This is a genomic window from Microcoleus sp. S13_C5 (genome assembly GCF_036700845.1).
GTDB lineage: Bacteria > Cyanobacteriota > Cyanobacteriia > Cyanobacteriales > Microcoleaceae > Microcoleus.
This window is the reverse complement of sequence record NZ_JAUBPR010000076.1, coordinates 1-18599: the sequence shown is the minus strand read 5'-3', so window position 1 is coordinate 18599 and position 18599 is coordinate 1. Positions and strand designations below refer to the sequence as shown.

The following is an 18599-nucleotide window of genomic DNA, read 5'->3' as shown; positions in this document are numbered from 1 at the left end:
CCTGCTAGCTCTACAAAGGAGAATTAGAGATGAAAATGATTTCCCTAAGAACTTTTATGCAAACCTCCTTAACTTCACCTTTAACTTCAGCTTGTGGTCACTGCCGTAACTATACCCCTGAGGGCAGACGCGGGGGTGTTTGCGCTTTACTAGGCGGGCCAGTTCAAAGTCACTGGAAAGCTTGTGCTTTAGCGGTTTCGCCTTTTAGGTCATCTTGGGAAAACATAGAAGAAATTGGAATGTGGCAAGAATCGACTCTGACGCTGCAGGATGCCACGGTCACTCTTTCCGAGCGCAATGCCTGCCAGCTTACAGGCACAACGTTAACTGAAAAATCGCCAGCAGCAGCAGTCTCGGTCTAGTTCGTCGGCTGCCCTGCTGCTCATACCATTTTCAATTTTCGATTTTCGATTGGGGAATCACTGATCATTATCATGGTTTGGATCTGGCAAAGCAGTTTCATTCTTTTTGGGAACTGGTATCAATACTGACACTTTTGGACGATCGGGTGCATTTGGCTTGACTAACTCATAAAAATCAGCAGGATCTACTTTCATATGAGCGCACAAAAAAACTGATTTCTCCATCCAGCTATGGCAGCCAAGGATATTGACTAAAATCAGGTTGCCGTTTTTCCAAAAAGGCTTGTTTGCCTTCGGCGCCTTCCTGCGTCATATAGTACAGCAAAGTGGCATTTCCCGCCAGTTCTTGCAAACCGGCTTGACCGTCACAGTCGGCATTAAAAGCGGATTTCAAGCAGCGAATAGCGATCGGACTTTTTTCTAGAATTTCCGCAGCCCACTGAATCCCTTCTATTTCTAGTTGTTCGACGGGCACGACGCAGTTGACTAAACCCATTTCTTGGGCTTGCTGCGCGCTGTACTGGCGACACAAAAACCAAATTTCTCTGGCTTTTTTCTGGCCGACGACTCTGGCAAGATAACTAGCTCCGAAACCACCGTCGAAACTGCCGACTTTGGGGCCGGTCTGTCCGAAAATAGCATTGTCAGCAGCGATCGTCAAGTCGCAAATTAAGTGCAGAACGTGACCGCCTCCAATTGCGTAGCCTGCAACTAAAGCAATTACAACTTTGGGCATCGATCGAATCAACTTCTGCAAGTCGAGCACGTTCAACCGGGGTATGCCACCTTCGTCTACATATCCCGCCGAACCCCGCACGCTTTGGTCGCCGCCGGCGCAAAAGGCGTATTTGCCGTCTGTATGAGGCCCCGCACCGGTGAACAGGACAACGCCGATTTTTGTGTCTTCGCGGGCATCAGTAAAGGCATCGCACAGTTCCTGCACGGTTTTGGGACGGAAAGCGTTCCGTTTGTGGGGTCGATTGATGCTAATTTTGGCGGTGCCGCCACTTTTGTGATAGAGAATGTCTTCGTAGGTTTTGGCGGTTTGCCATTCAATTTGCATAATCAATCAATTTGAGATTTGAGATTGAGCTGAGTCAATCAAGGCAGCGACAAGTCGCTTTTAGATTTTAGAGGCATTCGGTTCAATGGGATACAAGGGTCGATCGACTCTTGCCAAAAAAATACAGCGGGACTTAGGGAGAAACCAGGTTTTCGAGCAACATACGCCGTGCAGCACTCTTGGTAGGGGTTAAACAGCCCGGTTTTTGAGGGTAAGAGCGCGCAAGTTCCATCTCAATTGGAAACAGCGTCAAATCCTCGAAATCCTCTCTCACTACTTTTACTGCCCAAAAATTTATTTGCGGAGTAAAATATTCAGCAAGTGCTTTGCTGCTTTGCCAAATACCGGATCGCGGGACTCGAATTCGCTGGGATCGAGTAAAGCTTGAACTTCGGCAAAAGCTTCTGAGTCGAGGGTTCCTTCTTTAGTAAATAAAGTGTCTATGACTGCAATGTGTCTGGAGTCGAGGCCGAGCCGATTTGCGATCGACTGTAAGTACATTTGCTCCCGCATATCGATGTGTCCGTCTGCCGCTGACATTTCGTAGCCGGAACCGATAAGCAACAGTTTTTCTGATTCTGAGAACAAAGCTGTCAGGGTTAGCAATTCCGTGGGGTTGAAGTAAACCTGCTGTTTGGAGATTCCTTTGACAAGGCGCTGAATTAGTTCTACCCGATCGCGGTCGCCGCTGGCAAAGGCTTTGAGAGTCTTTTGCAGCCGTTCTTCTTCTTCAACTGCGATCGTCCTGTCAATAATCATCACTCCGCGCAGGATGGAAATTAGAGCCGTCAGAAACACTACCAAAGGAGTGATATCTTGTTCGCGCAGCTTTTGCCGGCTAATGCGGCACAACAGCTCAACAATTTCAGTGGAGATCGTGGTGGTGTCCATAATTAAAAATGACTTTCTATTAAGCTGTAATGTAACTTTGCTTTCTCGATCTTAAGTTTTTCTGTTACGTAGGTATGACGTGAATTCTAAAACTGAGCCATTGTCTATTAGTGATACTACTTATTTTATTCACAAACGCTGGATGACTAGGGCTGTGGAATTGGCGCAAGCGGCGGGTGATGCTGGTGAAGTACCCGTTGGTGCTGCCATTGTTGACGGTACTGGCAAATTGATTGCCGAAGCGCAAAATCGGCGAGAGCGAGATTGCGATCCGACTGCTCACGCTGAAATCTTGGCTTTGCGGGCTGCCGGCAAAGTTTTGCAAGACTGGCATCTCAACCAATGCACGCTCTACGTAACGCTGGAACCTTGCCCGATGTGCGCGGGTGCGATCGTCCAAGCTCGGATTGGTTTGCTGGTATACGGAGCAGATGACCCGAAAACGGGCACGATTCGGACTGCGGCTAATATTCCAGATAGCGCGCATTCGTGTCACCGCTTAGAGGTGCTCGGCGGTATTATGGAGTCTGTTTGCCGCGATCAGTTGCTTTCGTGGTTTGAAGGGCGGCGGAAAAATTAACAGGTAAAATTTTTTACTCTCTTCTCTGGGCGATGTTTAATCGAACTTGACCCTTTAGCTGAAATAATAGATCCGTAATTGCCCGCTCAAGCTTTCCAGGCGGCCGACTACTCTGTATTAGTGCTGTCCGGTTGGCTGAGGTTTTACCTGTTAGAGATTATCTCTTGCGGGCGCGATCGCTCGATCGGCACAAGGCCAATAGCAAAACTGTCCCGATCCAAAAACTAAAGATTTGTCCAACAACTTACTTTAGACTTTAGATCTCGAGAAAGCAGCTTAATTGCTATGCCCCACACCGCCACGATCGCCGTTGAGTCCAGTAAATCATCTCTAGTGAAGCCAATGCCTGCCAAGGTAGCATCTAATACCTCTCGCGTTTCTCCTTGGTTAACCTCCTTGCTCTATCCGCTAGGTCACTATGTTGTCCTACCGTTTCATTTTGGCAAGATTGAGATAACCGGACAGGAGCACTTGCCGAAAGACGGGCCTGTCATCTTAGCCCCTACGCACCGCTCGCGGTGGGATGCCCTGATGATGCCTTATTCAACTGGACAGAAGGTGACTGGACGGGATTTGCGGTTTATGGTAACTGCTGATGAAGTCAAAGGAGTGCAAGGTTGGTTCATCAGACATTTGGGGGGGTTTGCTGTGGATCTCAAGCATCCGGCAATTGGCAGTCTCCGTTATGGGGTGGAACTACTCCTCGATAAGGAAATGTTGGTGATTTTTCCCGAAGGCGGCATTTTTCAGGATGGCGAAGTTCATCCTATTAAGCCGGGATTGGCGCGTTTGGCAATGCAAGCAGAGTTGAGCAAACCGGGTTTGGGCGTGAAAATTGTACCGATGAGTATCCGCTATCGCCCGCGCATTCCTCAATGGGGTGCTCAGGTAAAAATTGCGATCGGTTCTCCGATTTCCGTGGCGGATTATGCCAATGGTGGCGGTGGTAAAAAAGAAGCACGATTGTTGACAGCCGAGCTCGAAATGGCTCTTAAAAAGCTTGATGAAAGTTGAGAAGAAGGAAGAAGGAAGGGGGAAGAAGGAAGAAGGAATTATGATATAATGTTTTTGGGTGCTGTCGAGAGCTGCACCACTTATTTGGCTGCTTTGTTATGTCTGTATTAAGTGTGAGCATTAATGGGTTGTGCTTTGAACTTTAAGCCTGGTCAAATTGTCAGTTTAGAATGTGGAGATGCGTGCCTGCATTCCGAGGTAATCCAAGTGGTTGAGGCACGTCAAGTTTGTTGGGTGCGCCCTTTGATGTTAGTTGTATCGGCGTCGGGGAAGGATTTATCGGCGCCATGGGCGGAAGAATACACTTTATCCGATTTGCGAGATGGTGCTGATTTGCTGTGGCCGCGGAGTTTGTTTCGGGCGGCTTTAGATACAGAGGTAATTTCGCTGTTGACTCAGTTGCAGTCTCTGGACTCTGAGAAAAAGGATCGTGCGATCGCATCTCGGCAACTTAGAGATTTTGTCGATCGAGTTTGGGAAGCTTTTCCGAGTGCTTTTCATTAATCACATATCTGGCGTTTTGTCTATTAATCCGCCAGGGGTTGAAAACCCCTGTCTAATAGCTAAAGTGCTGCTATGAGGACTGATACTTTCTTGATTCTTCAGTCCGCGCAGGCGGACTTCGTTTCTCTAGAAGCGATTTCAATCGCCGACTTTTCACCGAATTTTCTACTAAAATACAGCGTGTGAAAGCTCTGCAGGATTGAGATTATTGTGAATAACTTTACCATCGCGGAACCAGACAACGCGGCGAGTTTGGCGGGCCACTTCCGGTTCGTGCGTTACCATAACAACAGTCATGCCACTTTCGTTAAATTCTGTAAAAATATCCATTACTTCTTGAGTAGTTTTTGTATCCAATGCACCTGTAGGTTCATCAGCCAGCAGCAACACGGGACGGTTGACAATAGCCCTGGCGATGGCTACCCGCTGCTGCTGTCCTCCTGATAGTTGATTCGGTCTGTTTTGCAGCCGACTTTCCAGACCAACTTTTGTTAAAGCATCTACTCCCCGTTCGCGTCTTTCTGCGGCGGGGATGCCGGCATAAACCATCGGTAACATGACATTTTCTAATGCTGTCAATTGAGGCAACAGGTGAAATTGTTGGAAGACAAAACCTAATTTTAAATTGCGAATTCCCGCTAATTCTTCTTCCGGCATTTGGGCGACATCTACGCCGTCTAAGTAGTAACTGCCGCTCGTAGGTCGATCGAGACAACCGATAATATTCATAGCTGTAGATTTGCCGGAACCCGATGCGCCCATAATCGAGCAATATTCTCCTTGTCTTACCGTCAAGCTGACGCCGTTTAAGGCGCGAACTTCCAGGTCGCCAATCCCGTAAACTTTTGTTACATCTTCCAGACCGACAACAACGGGCTTTGAGAGGACTTTCGGGTCGAGGTCTTGGTATGTATCGGTTTGTAGTTCAGGCATTTTTTTTCTGTGCGATCGACACAACTAACTACTAACTTAACACTTCTTATCGGTTTTGGCGGCGGTCGTGGCGATCGTTTGGACGCTAATTGACGAGATATAAAAAAACTAAATCTTTAAGGACGTGTTTGTGAGTTGTTTGATGAGAGTCATCTGATGTTCTAGCACTAGATAGTTATCTATTTTGCTTTTTCCAGGGCGGGTCAAGCCTTGATTATTGTGGGCATAAATTAGGTTGAGGATATGCTCTTTTGCTTCCTCGGAGAGTTGAAAGTTGATAATGCTGTGGGGAGTGTGGCCGTCGCCAAAAATTCAACTATTTCTGCATAAGCTTGGGGGATATTAGTAGCTACAGTCATATTTTATTTCTGCTTTTTGTGTTTCTCTCACAGCTTCTCTAATTGGGTCAACTTTTTCTGGGCAAACTGGCGAACTTTTTCATCGGGATCGTGGGAAAATCGATCGCGCAGTATTTCTAAAGTTTTTGGGCGACCGGGGTATTGCTTGATCATGATTTCAAGTGCTGTTTGTCTGGGATTCTCTTGGAATTTGGATTTGCGTTCAAAAGGATGATTGATAGCAATATCGCCCAACCATTCAAATATTCCTGGTTCATCTTTCCAGCCCAGCGCTAATTCTTGGACTGCTGCACGTCGCACATCCCAATTATCATCAGATTGAGCCAGTTGTTTGAGGATAGGTAAGGTTTCCGGGTCATTTTTCCACCCCCCAGCTAATTCTTGGACTGCTGTACGTCGCACAGCCGAATCATCATCAAATTGAGCCAGTTGTTTGAGGATAGGTAAGGTTTCTGGGTCATCTTTCCACCCCCGTGCTAATTCTGGGACTGCTGCTTGCCGCACAGCCCAATGATTATCAGATTGAGATCTTTGTTTGAGGATAGGTAAGGTTTCCGGGTCATCTTTCCACCCCCGTGCTAATTCTGGGACTGCTGCACATCGCACATACCAATTATCATCACCTTGAGCCAGTTGTTTGAGGATAGATAAGGTTTCCGGGTCATCTTTCCACCCCCATGCTAATTCTTGAACTGCTGTATATTGCCCCCAAAAAGTATCATCAGATTGAACCAGTTGTTTGAGCCAAGGTAAGGTTCCAGGGTCATCCTTCCACCCCCGTACTAATTCTTGGACTGCTGCATATTGCCCACCAAAATTAGCATCAGATTGAGCCATTTCTTTGAGCCAAGGTAAGGTTTCCGGGTCATCCTTCCATCCCCGTGCTAATTCTTTGACTGCTGCATATGGCACATCCGAATCATCATCAGATTGACCAATTTGTTTGAGGATAGATAAGGTTTCCGGGTCATCTTTCCACCCCCATGCTAATTGTTCGACTGCTGCATATCGCACATCCGAATTATCATCAGATTGAGCAAGTTGTTTGATCAAAGGTAAGGTTTTTGGGTCATTTTTACACCCTCGTGCTAATCCTTTGACTGCTGCTTGTCGCACATCTGAATCCTCATCAAATTTAGCCACTTGTTTGAGCCAAGGTAAGGTTTTTGGGTCATCTTTCCAAGTGTAGGCGATCGCACTTACTGCTTGAGTGCGAATTTTCTCCACTAGACGTGCCTTTTCTCCATAAGCCTCATAATAGTAATTGAGGTCATACTTGGTTAACTCTTTTAAGCGTTCAAGCAATTGACTCTCAACCGCAGCAATCTCTTTTCTCTCCCTTACCTCCTCCAAACACTTCGCTGCCAAAAACAGATTGCTGAAGTTTTTGGCTGCCCCATCCTCTTCAATCAAAAACTCAATCAATTTCCCTGTAAACTTTCCAGCAATCAATCCCGCAATCAAGCACAAAACTTCCTGCCAAGATTCATCATCCCAGTGTTCGCCAAAAACTTCACTTTTCAACTCCTCCAGTGAAATTTCCTGTGTCTTCTGAAACCTTTCCACCACCTCCGACGCACAGAAATATTCCAAAAAAGTTCGATGCACAAACCCATAAGTATCCGCACCCAAATAACATAAAATAAAGTTGCGAGTTCGCAGTTGGTTAATTATCAACTTTGCCCGCTCTTTCGGTCGATCGAAATCTTTATTCTTCAGATATGCTGTCAGGGTATTATCCAAATCTTCCGCACTAATAATATTGCCAGCCAACCCTTCAGGTGCTGCTTGCATTTTGTAAGCGACTCGCCGCAGCATTTCTTGCTTATCTTTAGCGTCAATAGTTTTGGGATCGAGCCTGCTATCCTCTACTAAAGACCTTTCCACATCCCATTGATACAGCAATACCCGCGAAGCTTGATTGTAAAGTTCCGCCCTGTCTCTCGGCAATTCTTGCCCGCGATTTAAAATCGCCATAATCGTCAACAATAACGGATTACCCGCTAAATCTCGAATCGTGGATGAATACGCTAATGCTCTTTTCATGCGCTCACTAATCCGCGCTTTTTCCCCAGCATCAGTAAAAGTTAATTCGTGCCACCGGCGAACAAAATCCTGAATTTGTTCCGCGTTCAAATCTTGCAGAATAAAGTGATGAAACCCTGCATCTTGCAACCGTTGAGGTTTGTAACCAATAATCCGAGACGTGACAATCACTCGCACGCGCGGATACTCATTGGTAAACCGATGAATCGCGGTAATTACATCTTCTCGTTTCCCGGGATCGAAAATTTCATCTAACCCGTCGAACATCACCACAGCGTCGCCTGCTTTAAGCTGTTCCTGCAATTGATGCTGATTCAAGTGACAAATTGAACCGGGACTTTGATGGAAAAATTCGAGGAAATTCTTGCAATGTCCTGATTCCCCGCTGCGAATGTAAGTCCGCAATTCTATTAGCAGCGGAATCGGCTGAGATGTTACGCTATTTAAGGGCGATCGCGCCCAGTTTAATGCTAAATATTGTAACAGAGTAGATTTGCCAGAACCCGGATCGCCTAAAATAACAATGTAGGGATACTTTTGCTTGTCATTGATAACATCTAACACCGATACGATCGGCTGAGAAAAATAACCGCGCCGATATTTCTCTAAATTTTCTAGATCGATCGCGTCTAATTGATTGCTGTCTTGCAGCCGCCGTTGATGTTCTTTAGGAATTTCGTAAGCTTGGGGCAGAAATGATTCGTAAATCGATCGCACATCTTGGAAAATAAAGATTTGCCAAACCTTCAGCTTTTCCCGATAATCGTAGGTATTGGGATCGACGCTGCTTAAATTGAGATTGCTGTAACGCTCGCACAGAGCTTCTTGATATTGCCTCAAGTCAAATTCTGGGATAATCCCCGCCGTTTCTTGAGTATTTTTCTGAATGCTATCCAGATTTTGAGCATTCAAGATATCGCGCAAGTCTTTTGAGTCAAAGAGAATTTCTTGAACTTCTGCCAGATACTGAGTGGCGATGGTTTGCCACTTAAATCTTGCTGGTAAAGGAGTTAAATTTAGTTGAGTCCAGCTTTGTTCGAGAAGTTCTGCATCGAGAGATTCGCGATCGCTCTCAAAAGCCTTGCCCAAAATTTCCTTAACAGACTTGTTATTGATAAACTGTTTAACATCTTTAATATACAGCTTAATTTGCTCTGCGGGAACTCCGCCAATTTTCAACTGCTGTTCTACCAACTTCAAAAACTTTGTGATCGCTTTACCCGCTGCGACTTTTCGCGGGTCTTTTTCGCCTAATAAGACGTTTTTCAGGGAATCTTTAAAAAAATCTTTAGCAAAATCCTTCGCGCCGTCTTTGACTAAATCTTCTAAGATGGGTTTAACGAGAATGCCTACTGCTTCCGTTGCTCCCCAGACTACCAGCCACTCGATCATAAAGCTAGCCCGATAATTAATTTATGTTTATAATATAGCAATTATCAAGGATTGATGAAATTATCAAAAACTGTAGGGTAATCTCCCGTGATTGCCCCGATAGGTTAGGGTAGTATCAGTTTTCTATCGCTGCGCTGCGATTAGCCCTGATCCCGCCTGATTGTTGCCCCCTACTACCCCTTAAAAATCGGGAAGAGCATCAAAGTTGCGCTTTTTTACAGGGATTTACGGGAGTTCGACTCGGCTATAACGAGCGATCGACAATTAGCTCTTTTATTTGTGGCGGCGGCTAGAAAATAGTTATATTTTTATATGTTTCTGGTCGATCGCTTGTGTTATAATCTAATAATGGAAGTGTGAGTAAATTTAAAATTAAGGTATAATATCCTATTATTTAATAATACCATATCAATCGCCAACAGTAAAGTAGTGGCTCCCCAAAAAAAACAAAAATTTTTTGAGATATCATTAAGAAAAGTAAAGCGTAAAATTGGTAAGTGGGCGATAAGAAGGTACAGACAATTATGACATACGACTACGACTTGTTTGTGATAGGTGCGGGTTCCGGCGGATTGGCGAGTTCCAAGCGAGCAGCATCCTACGGCGCAAAAGTGGCGATCGCCGAAAATGACTTAGTAGGCGGAACCTGCGTAATTCGCGGCTGTGTCCCCAAAAAACTCATGGTGTACGCCTCAACATTTTCGCACCTTTACGAAGATGCGGTGGGCTACGGTTGGAGTCCAGTAGAAAGCAGTTTCGACTGGGAAAAACTCGTCACCACGGTAGACACAGAAGTGCGGCGGCTGAGCAAACTGCATATCAGCTTCCTCGAAAAAGCCGGAGTCGAATTAATCTCAGGATACGCCAAATTTATTGATCCCCACACCGTCGAAGTTGGTGACAAAAAATTTACCGCAGCCAAAATCTTAATTGCAGTCGGCGGAGAAGCGCAAAGAGTCCCAATTGTCGGCATTGAACACGCGATTACCTCTCGCGAAATATTCCTCCTAAAAGAGCAGCCAAAACGGTTGGCAATTTGGGGAGGAGGCTACATCGGCGTCGAATTTGCTTGCATTATGAACGGGTTGGGAAGCCAAGTAACTCAAATCATCCGCCGTGACTTAATTTTGAACGAATTTGACACAGAAATTCGCACCAACGTGCAAGAAGGAATGATTAAGCACGGAATAAACATTTTGACAGAAAGCTCAATCAACCACATTGAGAAAACCCCAGAAGGCTTACAATTAACTCTGTCGGGAACATCCGAAGGAACGCTAATAGTAGACGCGCTGTTGTGCGCTACCGGGCGTCAGCCTAATTTAGACAAATTGGGTTTAGAAAATGCGGGAGTAGAAACAGATAAAGGTGCGATCGCAGTTACCAAAGACAGCCGCACCAGTCAGCCGCACATTTTTGCAGTGGGAGATTGCACCAACCGCATCAATTTAACGCCAATTGCGATCGCCGAAGGACGCGCTTTTGCAGATACTGAATTTGGCCACAATCCCAGAGCAATCAATTACGAAAATGTGCCGTCGGCGGTATTTTCCCAGCCGGAAGCGGGTACAGTCGGCTTAAACGAAGTGCAGGCTAGAGCAAAGTTCCCCGACTCAATTAAGTGCTACACAGCCAAGTTTCGGCCGATGTTTCACGCTTTGACAGGTGCAGACGAGAAAACTTTTGTCAAGTTAATCGTTGAGACTAATACCGATCGAGTTTTAGGCGTGCACATGGTTGGGAAAGACGCGGGCGAGATTATTCAAGGAATGGCGATCGCTGTTAATATGGGAGCTACGAAGAAAGACTTCGACGCGACTATTGGCATTCACCCATCGACTGCTGAAGAGTTTGTGACTCTGCGGTAAAGCGGGCGAAGCAGCCAGGGGTTTAAACCCCTGGCGAAGCAGCCTAAGTTCGCTTAAAATTCAGATATTGCACCATTTTCCAGAACAGGCAGGATGCCTGTTCCACAGAAAAATTAAATTTTATTGTGGGGTGGGCATCCTGCCCGCCCGTGAAGAAACTAATGAGTAATTCAACCAAACAAAACAAAATTTTAGCATTCTATCTCGGTCACCAGCCTGATTCACAAGGTCGGGCGATCGAGGATATTTGGTCGTGGGATTACCAAAAGCTGGAATCCGTGCACAATTACATTCAATGGCTGTTTCCGCTGAGAGAAAAGAGCCGCTTTAATTCCAGTGCTCCTACTTTAAATGATGAGGTGATTCAAGCTTTTAGAACGAGTGAAGAGTTGAGAAATCGCTTAGTCAAATCTCTAAAAGTCATGCTGGCGTTTTACGGGTTGGAATGCCGGGAAGGGGAAAACGCAGAAATAGTAATTTCCAAATCAGACGAATATTTGTCAAGAAAAAGAGAGTGGATTGAACAATTTAATCACAACTACCTGCGGCTGACTAGGATTCTCACAAGTTTGACAAATTTGGGAGTGAAGAATTATGCTTTGGCTCTTTTCAGGTGTTTGGATGAGATATATAATGAAAATAAAGAAAGTATTGGTTTAAAAACTTATACATATTGGAAAAATGCTGTAAATAGTTAAATCGAGCGAAGCCACTCAGCGGGACAGTAACCGAACGCTACGAACACAATAAATAATGGATAAAGCAATTACAGAAAATCACGCTAAGTCGGGCAGAGAAATTTATCAAAGGATTTCCAACAACATTCAAAAAGTGGTAAAAGGGCAATCAGCAGCAATCAGGAAATTGCTGTCAGCTTTTGTGAGTGGCGGGCACGTCCTCCTAGAAGATTATCCCGGTACAGGTAAAACTACCCTAGCTAAAGCCCTAGCCTTATCTGTCGATGTCACCTTTAAACGCATTCAATTTACACCTGACCTTTTGCCATCCGATATCTTGGGCATATCCATGCTCGACCCCAATCAACGCACATTTCATTTCCACGAAGGCCCAATTTTTGCTAATATTATCTTGGCTGACGAAATCAATCGGTCATCACCGCGAACCCAATCCGCCCTCCTAGAAGCAATGGCCGAATCTCAAGTCAGCATTGACGGAAATTTGCACAAACTTAAAGACCCATTTTTTGTCATTGCTACTCAAAATCCAGTAGAATCTCGTGGCACTTATCCGCTGCCTGAAGCCCAAATGGATCGCTTTGCAGTTCAATTTAGTCTAGGATACATCTCGCCCGAAGACGAAGTTAACCTGCTCGGAGATCAAATTAATCAACATCCTATTGATACACTTCAAACCTGCGTTAATTTAGAGGATATAATTAGCTTAAAACAGCAGGTAAAGCAAGTTAGAATTAGTGAAGAATTGAAACGTTACCTCGTAGATATCGTGAATGCAACTCGCTCAGCCGAAGGCGTACAACTAGGGGCGAGTCCCAGAGCTTCCATAGCTTTAATGAAAATTGCTCAAGCATTAGCTTTGTTCGATGGCTATGAGTTTGTTACGCCCGAACATATTCAAGAACAGGCGGTATCAGTCATCGCTCATCGCCTAGTAATGGAACCTCAAGCGCGTTTTTCTGGTAGAATGGCCGCAGGTGTTGTTGAAGAAATTATCAAATCTATTCCTGTACCAGCCTAAAAAATGAAACGTTTTTTCTACGCTATTTTTCGCTTCGGTGCGCGTGTAAATCGATCGCGAAAGAAGCGATTGACCAACAACGGGTTAGCAGTGTTTAGCTGCACGCTTTTAGCGGGAATTTTAGGATTAGATACTAATCAGACTGTAACTTATCAAATTTTTACTTTCCTGTTGTCAATTATAGGAATAGCCATAATTTTTAGTAAGTTTTTTCGCTTCCGCTTCAATGCAGTACGGTTGTTGCCAAAATTTGCAACTGTTGGAGTCACTTTAAAATACCGTATACTCATTCATAACAAAACTAGCCAGAGTCAAAATAACCTGAAATTGTGGGAAAATTTTTCCGACACATACCCAAGCTTTCAAGAATTCATAGAAACACCTGAACCCGGTGAAGAAAAGCGCACTTCATTGGATAAATACTTCGGCTATTATCGTTGGCTGTGGCTGATTTATAGAAAACAATGCGCCACAGCTAAAACCATAGAATTGCCTCCTCTTCCACCCAATAGCAAAACAGAAGTGGTAGGTGAAATTACGCCATCCTGCAGAGGTGTTGTCCGCCTCAGTGGTCTAACAGTTACTCGGTCTGATCCTTTTGGAATTTGGAATGCTTGTAAAACAAATTCCTTGCCCCAATCTATCTTAATTTTACCCAAACTATATCATTTACCACCAATTCAGCTTCCTGGCTCAAGAAGATATCAATCAGGTGGCGTAACCTTAGCTTCATCCGTAGGAGATTCCGAGGAATTTAGGTCTCTGCGGGATTATCGACCGGGAGATCCCCTACGCAAAATTCACTGGAAAAGTTGGGCAAAAGCAGGTAAGCCAATGGTCAAAGAAGAACAGGATGAATTTTTTGTGAGGCACGCCCTAATTTTGGATACATTTCAAAGTGTAAAATATAGTGAAATTTTAGAAGAGGCAATTTCAATAGCTGCTTCATTATCCTATGAAGTTCAGACTCAAGAATCCTTATTGGATTTGATGTTCGTCGTTCAAGAAGCTTATTGTTTTACCTTTGGTAGAGGGCTGAACTCTACTGATAAAATGCTAGAAATTCTCGCCTCCGTCGGTGCCTGTCAGGATAAAGATTTTGACTCGCTCACCTCAGTTTTGATGGAAAAAATCTCTCTGCTAAGTGGTTGTATTTGTATATTTTTGTGTTGGGACGAACCTCGAAAAAGATTAGTAAATTATCTGAGAAGTCGCGGTATCCATACATTAGTGTTAATTTTAACAGAGCGAGAAGCTCCATTAGATAGCTTAAATTTAGAGTTGATTAAAGATGACTTAACAAGCTGCCATATTTTAAAGCTAGGTCAAATACAAGAGGAGTTAATGAAATTATGAAAATGCCAGTTTTTCTTTTGGGTGTTAGTGTAATTTTTTGGGGGTGGCAGACGGGACTATGGTTTTTTGCTTTGCCAATTGCTCTGATTTTAGAGGCAGCTAACTGGTTGCCTTATCGGTGGGATTTTTCAGCGAGTGATTTTAGGCGCATTGCTAATTTCTGCCTGATTCTTTTGTGCTGTTTGCTGGTTTATCTCCTGGTCGCCAACCGCTCTATTTACTTGATATATAATTTGTTGCAGTGGCTTCCTGGTGTATTTTTTCCACTGGTAGCTGCTCAGGTATATTCTGTCCAGCAAAGTCTGGATATACGCCTAATGTTTTTGTGGCTAAACAAAGCCACAAAAAAAGCACTACTTAACCCCTTGATGGTGAATCTAAATTATCCATATTTTATCTGTTGTCTGCTATCCGCTAGTACGGCGAACAGTAGAGATATCTCTTTTTATGCTGGGATATTTGCTTTAACCGCTATTGCTTTGTGGTCTGTGAGACCGAAAAATGTTTCATCTATTCTCTGGCTTGGTCTGATGTTAATTGCTGGCAGTATAGGATTTATAGGACAGATGGGCCTGCACCAACTTCACCTGGCCGTAGAACAGCAAGCAATCTCATGGCTTAGTAATGGGGATTCTCAAGAAACAGATTTTTTGAAAAAACAAACGAACATCGGGTCAGTGGGATTATTAAAACAGTCAAATGAAATTATTTTTAGAGTTGCTGCTGAAGCTAAACAGACTCCTCCCCGACTGCTAAGAGAAGCCACTTATAATCGCTACAACTCTTCACTTTGGCTCGCCTTAAATCCTAACTTTGTTCCCGTACAACCAAAGATTAATGGCACAACTTGGGATTTAGGCGACCCACTACCGAATCCATCAACGATTACTATTTCGGCTACACTCCCAGGCAACCAAGGTTTATTAAAGCTGCCAGATGGAACTTTTAAAATTGACGCATTGCCTGTCACTCAGATGGAAAAAAATAAATATGGCACAATTAAAGTGGTGGGAAAAGTTGATATGCTGGCTTATCGAAGCTACTTTAATAATAATTATTCTGTAGATAGCCCTCCTACAGAAGACGACCTGCAAATACCAAAATCAGAAATGGCGGCACTGAATAAAATCCTCAGTCAAATGGATACTCAAGGAAAGTCGCCACCAGAAATATTAGATAAAATAGACTCCTTTTTCCAAAAAAAATTCGTTTATTCACTGAAGCTTAGGGGCAAAGATAATGATGCTACGCCTTTATCAACATTTTTACTGCACACTCGCTCTGGACATTGTGAATATTTTGCTACCGCTGCGACACTTCTCCTAAGAAAACTCGGTATTCCAGCCCGTTATGCTGTTGGATATTCTGTTCACGAATTTAGTTCTTTGGAGAACCAATATATTGTAAGAAGTCGCCATGCTCATGCCTGGACTTTGGCTTATATTGCGGGAAAATGGCAAGCTTTTGATCCTACGCCTTCTGATTGGGAAAGCATGGAGGATGCTGCGGCTCCCCGAGGGGCATTTATCTCTGATTTATGGTCGCTATTGAGTTACAAAATTTTGCTGGGGCTGCGATATTTATCAGGTAGCAATGGATTGAAGTATGGGGGACTCATCCTCCTGGCAGCATTAATATTTTTTCGGATTCGTAATCCTAATTTTAAGAAAGCTGTACGCATTTTATCTAACAAACAAAGATGGCTAAAGGCTATTTATAACAAAGATTCGTTGAGTTCTAAATCGGAATTTTATTTAATCGAACAGGCGTTAAATGAGTCTGGATTGATTCGCCCTCCTTCCGAGTCTTTAAAAACTTGGATCGAGAGGTTAAAAAAAGAAAAACCGGAATTATATTGTCTCGAAGAGTTAGCAGTGCTGCTCGATATTCATTATTGCGATCGCTTCGATCCAAAAGGAATTCAAGACGCACAAAAAGCTGAATTTAAATTGGCAATTAAATCCTGGATCGAGCAATATCGCAGGCAGGCGATCGCCTCAAACTCTCAGGTTAATAAAAGCGGTAAGTCTACTATAGCTTTTCTCAGGTAAATGATGTACAGATTTAGATTTTAAATGGGGGAATTGATGAGTTTTTAATTGATTCGTAAATCCCCCAATTATTCAATCTAAACTTGTACCTCCCTTAATTGAGAACCGCTATATATACCTTTTCTAAATCACTTGTACAAGACCGTCGGTTATTAGACAAGTCACAATTGCTTTATGCCTACTTAAAAGAGCAGCCTTATCAGGGTACTTATACAATTAATCTACCCTTCGACCAAGGCATTGGTCGAACAGCAAGAGTGGAAACTAGCTCATCATCCACTTGTGTGTACGCGGTAGCCTTAAAAAGGGGACGAAAGAGAAGATTCTTGTCCCCCCGCAACGATTGGGGGAGCGCCAGGGCGATCGAGTCTTAATCGCTAGACAGAAGACTCGCACTACATTTGAGGTTCAGTTGACACCAATGGGCATTGTCATCTCCCTACCCGCTGAGCAAATTTTTACTGGTTTTACTTGTTACTAGGCGCTTAGCGAAAGTAACGCTTCTGGGGCGAGTCAGAGCGTCCATTTTCTCAACCCAGGCTCGGACTCTGGATTTGGGTTTCCAGGCTTTACACCTTGGAACCCGTTAATTACAGGAAAAATCAGGACACGGCAGTGCAGTTTCCCTACCTGCCACCTCGTCGAAAAAAAATTTCGACTCCTTTGAACCTTTTTTGCGATCGTCCTGTCTAAACACTTCAGATAACGAACTGGTGGGGGAGACTTCACAGGTGTTAGCTGTGTCAGCCAATGTTTTAATCGATGACTGTTCCGACTCGGACTTAGTTGCTCAATGTTTAAAGGGCGATCGGACTTGCTTTCGCTACCTTTACCAACGCTACCAACACAAAGTCAGGTCAACCCTTTACCAACTCTGCGGCCCCTCACTTCTTGACGATTTAGCGCAAGAAGTATTCCTGCGAGTCTGGAAAGGATTGCCCAAACTCAAGCACCAAGAAAACTTTTCTACTTGGCTTTATCGAATCACTTGGAATGTGGCTTCCGACCAAAGACAAGCATTTGCTAAACAGCATTCTTTTGACTCCGAACTCAAAAATCAAGAAGTAATGGATCGGGTTATTCTCAAAGATAACACATCAGACTTGATGCAGTTACACTATCAAGATTTAGTGCAGCGGGGACTGGAGCAATTGAGCTTTGAACACCGCAGCGTTTTGGTGCTGCACGACTTAGAAGACATCCCGCAAAAAGAAGTAGCCCAAATTTTGGGACTGCCTGCGGGAACCGTTAAATCTCGCGTGTTTTATGCCCGAAATGCTGTGCGGCAATTTTTGCAAAAAGAAGGTGTCAGCGAGCTATGAATAACCCAAGCAGCGACCAAGACTTAGTTAATTTCTTGAAGCAACATCGCCCAAATATTCCTCAACCTGTACCAGATTTAGAGCAAAAAATTCTAGCAGCAATCGAAAGTAATCAGGCGAGTGTTTTCCATGAAACCCACCGCAAAAAAACGCGATTAAGTGCCTCAGATAAGTCTGATGACAGGTTGAAAATATCCTCTCTTTCTAAATGGGCTGTATCGTCTGCGATTGCTGCTAGCCTGCTAGTTTTTTGGTCTGGCTACCGTCCGTTTCAGACTGCACAATTGCCAGATAAGGAAACAGCTCAGTTAGAAGCCTTTTTAGTTACTAACTGGGAGGGTGTACTCCAAGATTCTCCCCCAGAAAGTATGACCGATCGCTCGCAAACAGGCTGGTTGACTTTCAGCCCTGGTGCTGACAGTCAACCGCCAACAAATAAGTAATATCAAAGAGGTAATTTTCATGTCAATTCGTCGTATTTCTGCCCTAGCCGTTTTAATGCTCACTCTCGGCAGCACAGCCGCAGCAATAGCAGTTCCCAATCCCATAGAACCGGAAACAATTGCACAAAACCAGCGTCCCAATCGACCAGGTGGCAGGGAAGGTGGGATGTTCGAGAAACTTAATTTAAGCGCAGACCAAAAGCAGCAAATGCAGGCAGTGCGCGATCGCTACAAAGACCAAGTTTCCCAGCGGATGCAAGCAGTCCGCCAAGCGAGACAAGAATTGGAAACGATGATGTCCGGCACGGCAAATGCCAGCGAAATACGCGAAAAACACCGTCAAATAATCGGATTGAGGCAGCAGTTGGAAGAGGTGCAATTTGAAAGTACACTCGCAATGCGAGAAGTGCTCACGGCCGAACAGCGCAGCCAATTAGCTCAACTGATGCAGCAGCGCCGACAAACTGCTAAAAACCGGATGCAAAACGGTCAAAAAGCACAGTAATTGACGAGTAGTTTAGAGTGAATCGCAGAGTGCGTAAGCACCCTGCGATTCATTGTAAGCACGTATAAATCCAATAAAGACAGGCAGCGCATAAACCCAGATTTTATGTAATATATCCCAATACGGTTTACTTAAGGTCGAACAAGTGATAAACTATATATGATATACAAAAAGTAAATCAAGTATAGTGCCGT

The 18599-nt window shown here is 44.3% G+C and carries 17 protein-coding genes; 12 read left to right on the top strand and 5 right to left on the bottom strand.

Annotated elements, in window-relative coordinates:
* Positions 1-56 precede the first annotated feature (56 nt).
* Positions 57-362, top strand: a complete 306-nt coding sequence (locus QUA04_RS19200; RefSeq protein WP_333259305.1) for a hypothetical protein — start codon at positions 57-59, stop codon at positions 360-362.
* A gap of 229 nt (positions 363-591) precedes the next feature.
* Here QUA04_RS19200 and menB read toward each other — a convergent pair whose 3' ends face one another.
* Positions 592-1425 carry a 1,4-dihydroxy-2-naphthoyl-CoA synthase gene (gene menB / locus QUA04_RS19195; protein WP_333259303.1) on the bottom strand — a complete coding sequence of 278 codons (834 nt, stop codon included), beginning with the start codon at positions 1423-1425 and terminating at the stop codon, positions 592-594.
* Positions 1426-1719: 294 nt separating this feature from the next.
* On the bottom strand, positions 1720-2316 hold the full coding sequence (locus tag QUA04_RS19190; protein ID WP_333259300.1) for a TerB family tellurite resistance protein: 597 nt from the start codon (positions 2314-2316) through the stop codon (positions 1720-1722).
* A gap of 79 nt (positions 2317-2395) precedes the next feature.
* Between QUA04_RS19190 and tadA the strand changes: the two genes are divergently transcribed.
* From tadA to QUA04_RS19175, 3 genes are all read left to right on the top strand, one after another.
* A complete protein-coding gene (gene tadA, locus QUA04_RS19185) occupies positions 2396-2896 on the top strand; it encodes a tRNA adenosine(34) deaminase TadA (RefSeq protein ID WP_333259297.1) in 501 nt (166 codons plus the stop codon).
* Between the two features lie 285 nt (positions 2897-3181).
* Positions 3182-3910 (top strand): lysophospholipid acyltransferase family protein, encoded by a 729-nt coding sequence (locus QUA04_RS19180; RefSeq protein WP_333259295.1) that lies wholly within the window; start codon positions 3182-3184, stop codon positions 3908-3910.
* A 135-nt stretch (positions 3911-4045) separates the two neighbouring features.
* Positions 4046-4414 (top strand): hypothetical protein, encoded by a 369-nt coding sequence (locus QUA04_RS19175; RefSeq protein ID WP_445242341.1) that lies wholly within the window; start codon positions 4046-4048, stop codon positions 4412-4414.
* 168 nt (positions 4415-4582) lie between these two features.
* On the opposite strand, the gene QUA04_RS19170 is transcribed toward QUA04_RS19175, so the two are convergent.
* The 3 genes from QUA04_RS19170 to QUA04_RS19160 form a co-directional block, all read right to left on the bottom strand.
* Complete coding sequence (locus QUA04_RS19170) at positions 4583-5347, bottom strand: ABC transporter ATP-binding protein (RefSeq protein WP_333259290.1); 765 nt, start codon at positions 5345-5347, stop codon at positions 4583-4585.
* Positions 5348-5577: 230 nt separating this feature from the next.
* Entirely contained in the window at positions 5578-5706 is a 129-nt protein-coding gene (locus QUA04_RS19165; protein ID WP_333259286.1) for a hypothetical protein, read from the bottom strand.
* A gap of 27 nt (positions 5707-5733) precedes the next feature.
* Positions 5734-9144, bottom strand: a complete 3411-nt coding sequence (locus QUA04_RS19160) for a HEAT repeat domain-containing protein (protein WP_333259283.1) — start codon at positions 9142-9144, stop codon at positions 5734-5736.
* A 524-nt stretch (positions 9145-9668) separates the two neighbouring features.
* Between QUA04_RS19160 and gor the strand changes: the two genes are divergently transcribed.
* The 8 genes from gor (at position 9669) to QUA04_RS19120 (ending at position 18405) form a co-directional block, all read left to right on the top strand.
* Positions 9669-11012, top strand: a complete 1344-nt coding sequence (gene gor / locus QUA04_RS19155; protein WP_333259280.1) for a glutathione-disulfide reductase — start codon at positions 9669-9671, stop codon at positions 11010-11012.
* Between the two features lie 161 nt (positions 11013-11173).
* The gene (locus QUA04_RS19150; RefSeq protein ID WP_333259277.1) at positions 11174-11710 is read left to right on the top strand and encodes an opioid growth factor receptor-related protein; all 537 of its coding nucleotides are present in this window, start codon (positions 11174-11176) and stop codon (positions 11708-11710) included.
* Between the two features lie 55 nt (positions 11711-11765).
* Entirely contained in the window at positions 11766-12728 is a 963-nt protein-coding gene (locus QUA04_RS19145; RefSeq protein ID WP_333259274.1) for a MoxR family ATPase, read from the top strand.
* Positions 12729-12731: 3 nt separating this feature from the next.
* The gene (locus tag QUA04_RS19140; RefSeq protein ID WP_333259271.1) at positions 12732-14084 is read left to right on the top strand and encodes a DUF58 domain-containing protein; all 1353 of its coding nucleotides are present in this window, start codon (positions 12732-12734) and stop codon (positions 14082-14084) included.
* Between the two features lie 2 nt (positions 14085-14086).
* Complete coding sequence (locus QUA04_RS19135; RefSeq protein WP_333259268.1) at positions 14087-16135, top strand: transglutaminase domain-containing protein; 2049 nt, start codon at positions 14087-14089, stop codon at positions 16133-16135.
* 731 nt (positions 16136-16866) lie between these two features.
* A complete protein-coding gene (locus QUA04_RS19130; protein ID WP_333259265.1) occupies positions 16867-17457 on the top strand; it encodes a sigma-70 family RNA polymerase sigma factor in 591 nt (196 codons plus the stop codon).
* On the top strand, positions 17454-17900 hold the full coding sequence (locus tag QUA04_RS19125; RefSeq protein ID WP_333259262.1) for a hypothetical protein: 447 nt from the start codon (positions 17454-17456) through the stop codon (positions 17898-17900). The genes QUA04_RS19130 and QUA04_RS19125 overlap by 4 nt, the downstream gene beginning before the upstream one ends.
* A gap of 19 nt (positions 17901-17919) precedes the next feature.
* Positions 17920-18405 (top strand): Spy/CpxP family protein refolding chaperone, encoded by a 486-nt coding sequence (locus QUA04_RS19120; protein WP_333259259.1) that lies wholly within the window; start codon positions 17920-17922, stop codon positions 18403-18405.
* Positions 18406-18599: the final 194 nt, after the last annotated feature.

What these genes read in the sequence shown, in the direction of transcription:
- QUA04_RS19120 (WP_333259259.1), top strand. Translation starts at nt 17,920, where the DNA reads ATGTCAATTCGTCGTATTTCTGCCCTAGCCGTTTTAATGCTCACTCTC.
- QUA04_RS19160 (WP_333259283.1), bottom strand. Translation starts at nt 9,144, where the DNA reads ATGATCGAGTGGCTGGTAGTCTGGGGAGCAACGGAAGCAGTAGGCATT.
- QUA04_RS19165 (WP_333259286.1), bottom strand. Translation starts at nt 5,706, where the DNA reads ATGACTGTAGCTACTAATATCCCCCAAGCTTATGCAGAAATAGTTGAA.
- QUA04_RS19125 (WP_333259262.1), top strand. Translation starts at nt 17,454, where the DNA reads ATGAATAACCCAAGCAGCGACCAAGACTTAGTTAATTTCTTGAAGCAA.
- QUA04_RS19135 (WP_333259268.1), top strand. Translation starts at nt 14,087, where the DNA reads ATGCCAGTTTTTCTTTTGGGTGTTAGTGTAATTTTTTGGGGGTGGCAG.
- QUA04_RS19150 (WP_333259277.1), top strand. Translation starts at nt 11,174, where the DNA reads ATGAGTAATTCAACCAAACAAAACAAAATTTTAGCATTCTATCTCGGT.
- QUA04_RS19145 (WP_333259274.1), top strand. Translation starts at nt 11,766, where the DNA reads ATGGATAAAGCAATTACAGAAAATCACGCTAAGTCGGGCAGAGAAATT.
- QUA04_RS19190 (WP_333259300.1), bottom strand. Translation starts at nt 2,316, where the DNA reads ATGGACACCACCACGATCTCCACTGAAATTGTTGAGCTGTTGTGCCGC.
- QUA04_RS19140 (WP_333259271.1), top strand. Translation starts at nt 12,732, where the DNA reads ATGAAACGTTTTTTCTACGCTATTTTTCGCTTCGGTGCGCGTGTAAAT.
- QUA04_RS19180 (WP_333259295.1), top strand. Translation starts at nt 3,182, where the DNA reads ATGCCCCACACCGCCACGATCGCCGTTGAGTCCAGTAAATCATCTCTA.
- QUA04_RS19170 (WP_333259290.1), bottom strand. Translation starts at nt 5,347, where the DNA reads ATGCCTGAACTACAAACCGATACATACCAAGACCTCGACCCGAAAGTC.
- QUA04_RS19200 (WP_333259305.1), top strand. Translation starts at nt 57, where the DNA reads ATGCAAACCTCCTTAACTTCACCTTTAACTTCAGCTTGTGGTCACTGC.
- gor (WP_333259280.1), top strand. Translation starts at nt 9,669, where the DNA reads ATGACATACGACTACGACTTGTTTGTGATAGGTGCGGGTTCCGGCGGA.
- menB (WP_333259303.1), bottom strand. Translation starts at nt 1,425, where the DNA reads ATGCAAATTGAATGGCAAACCGCCAAAACCTACGAAGACATTCTCTAT.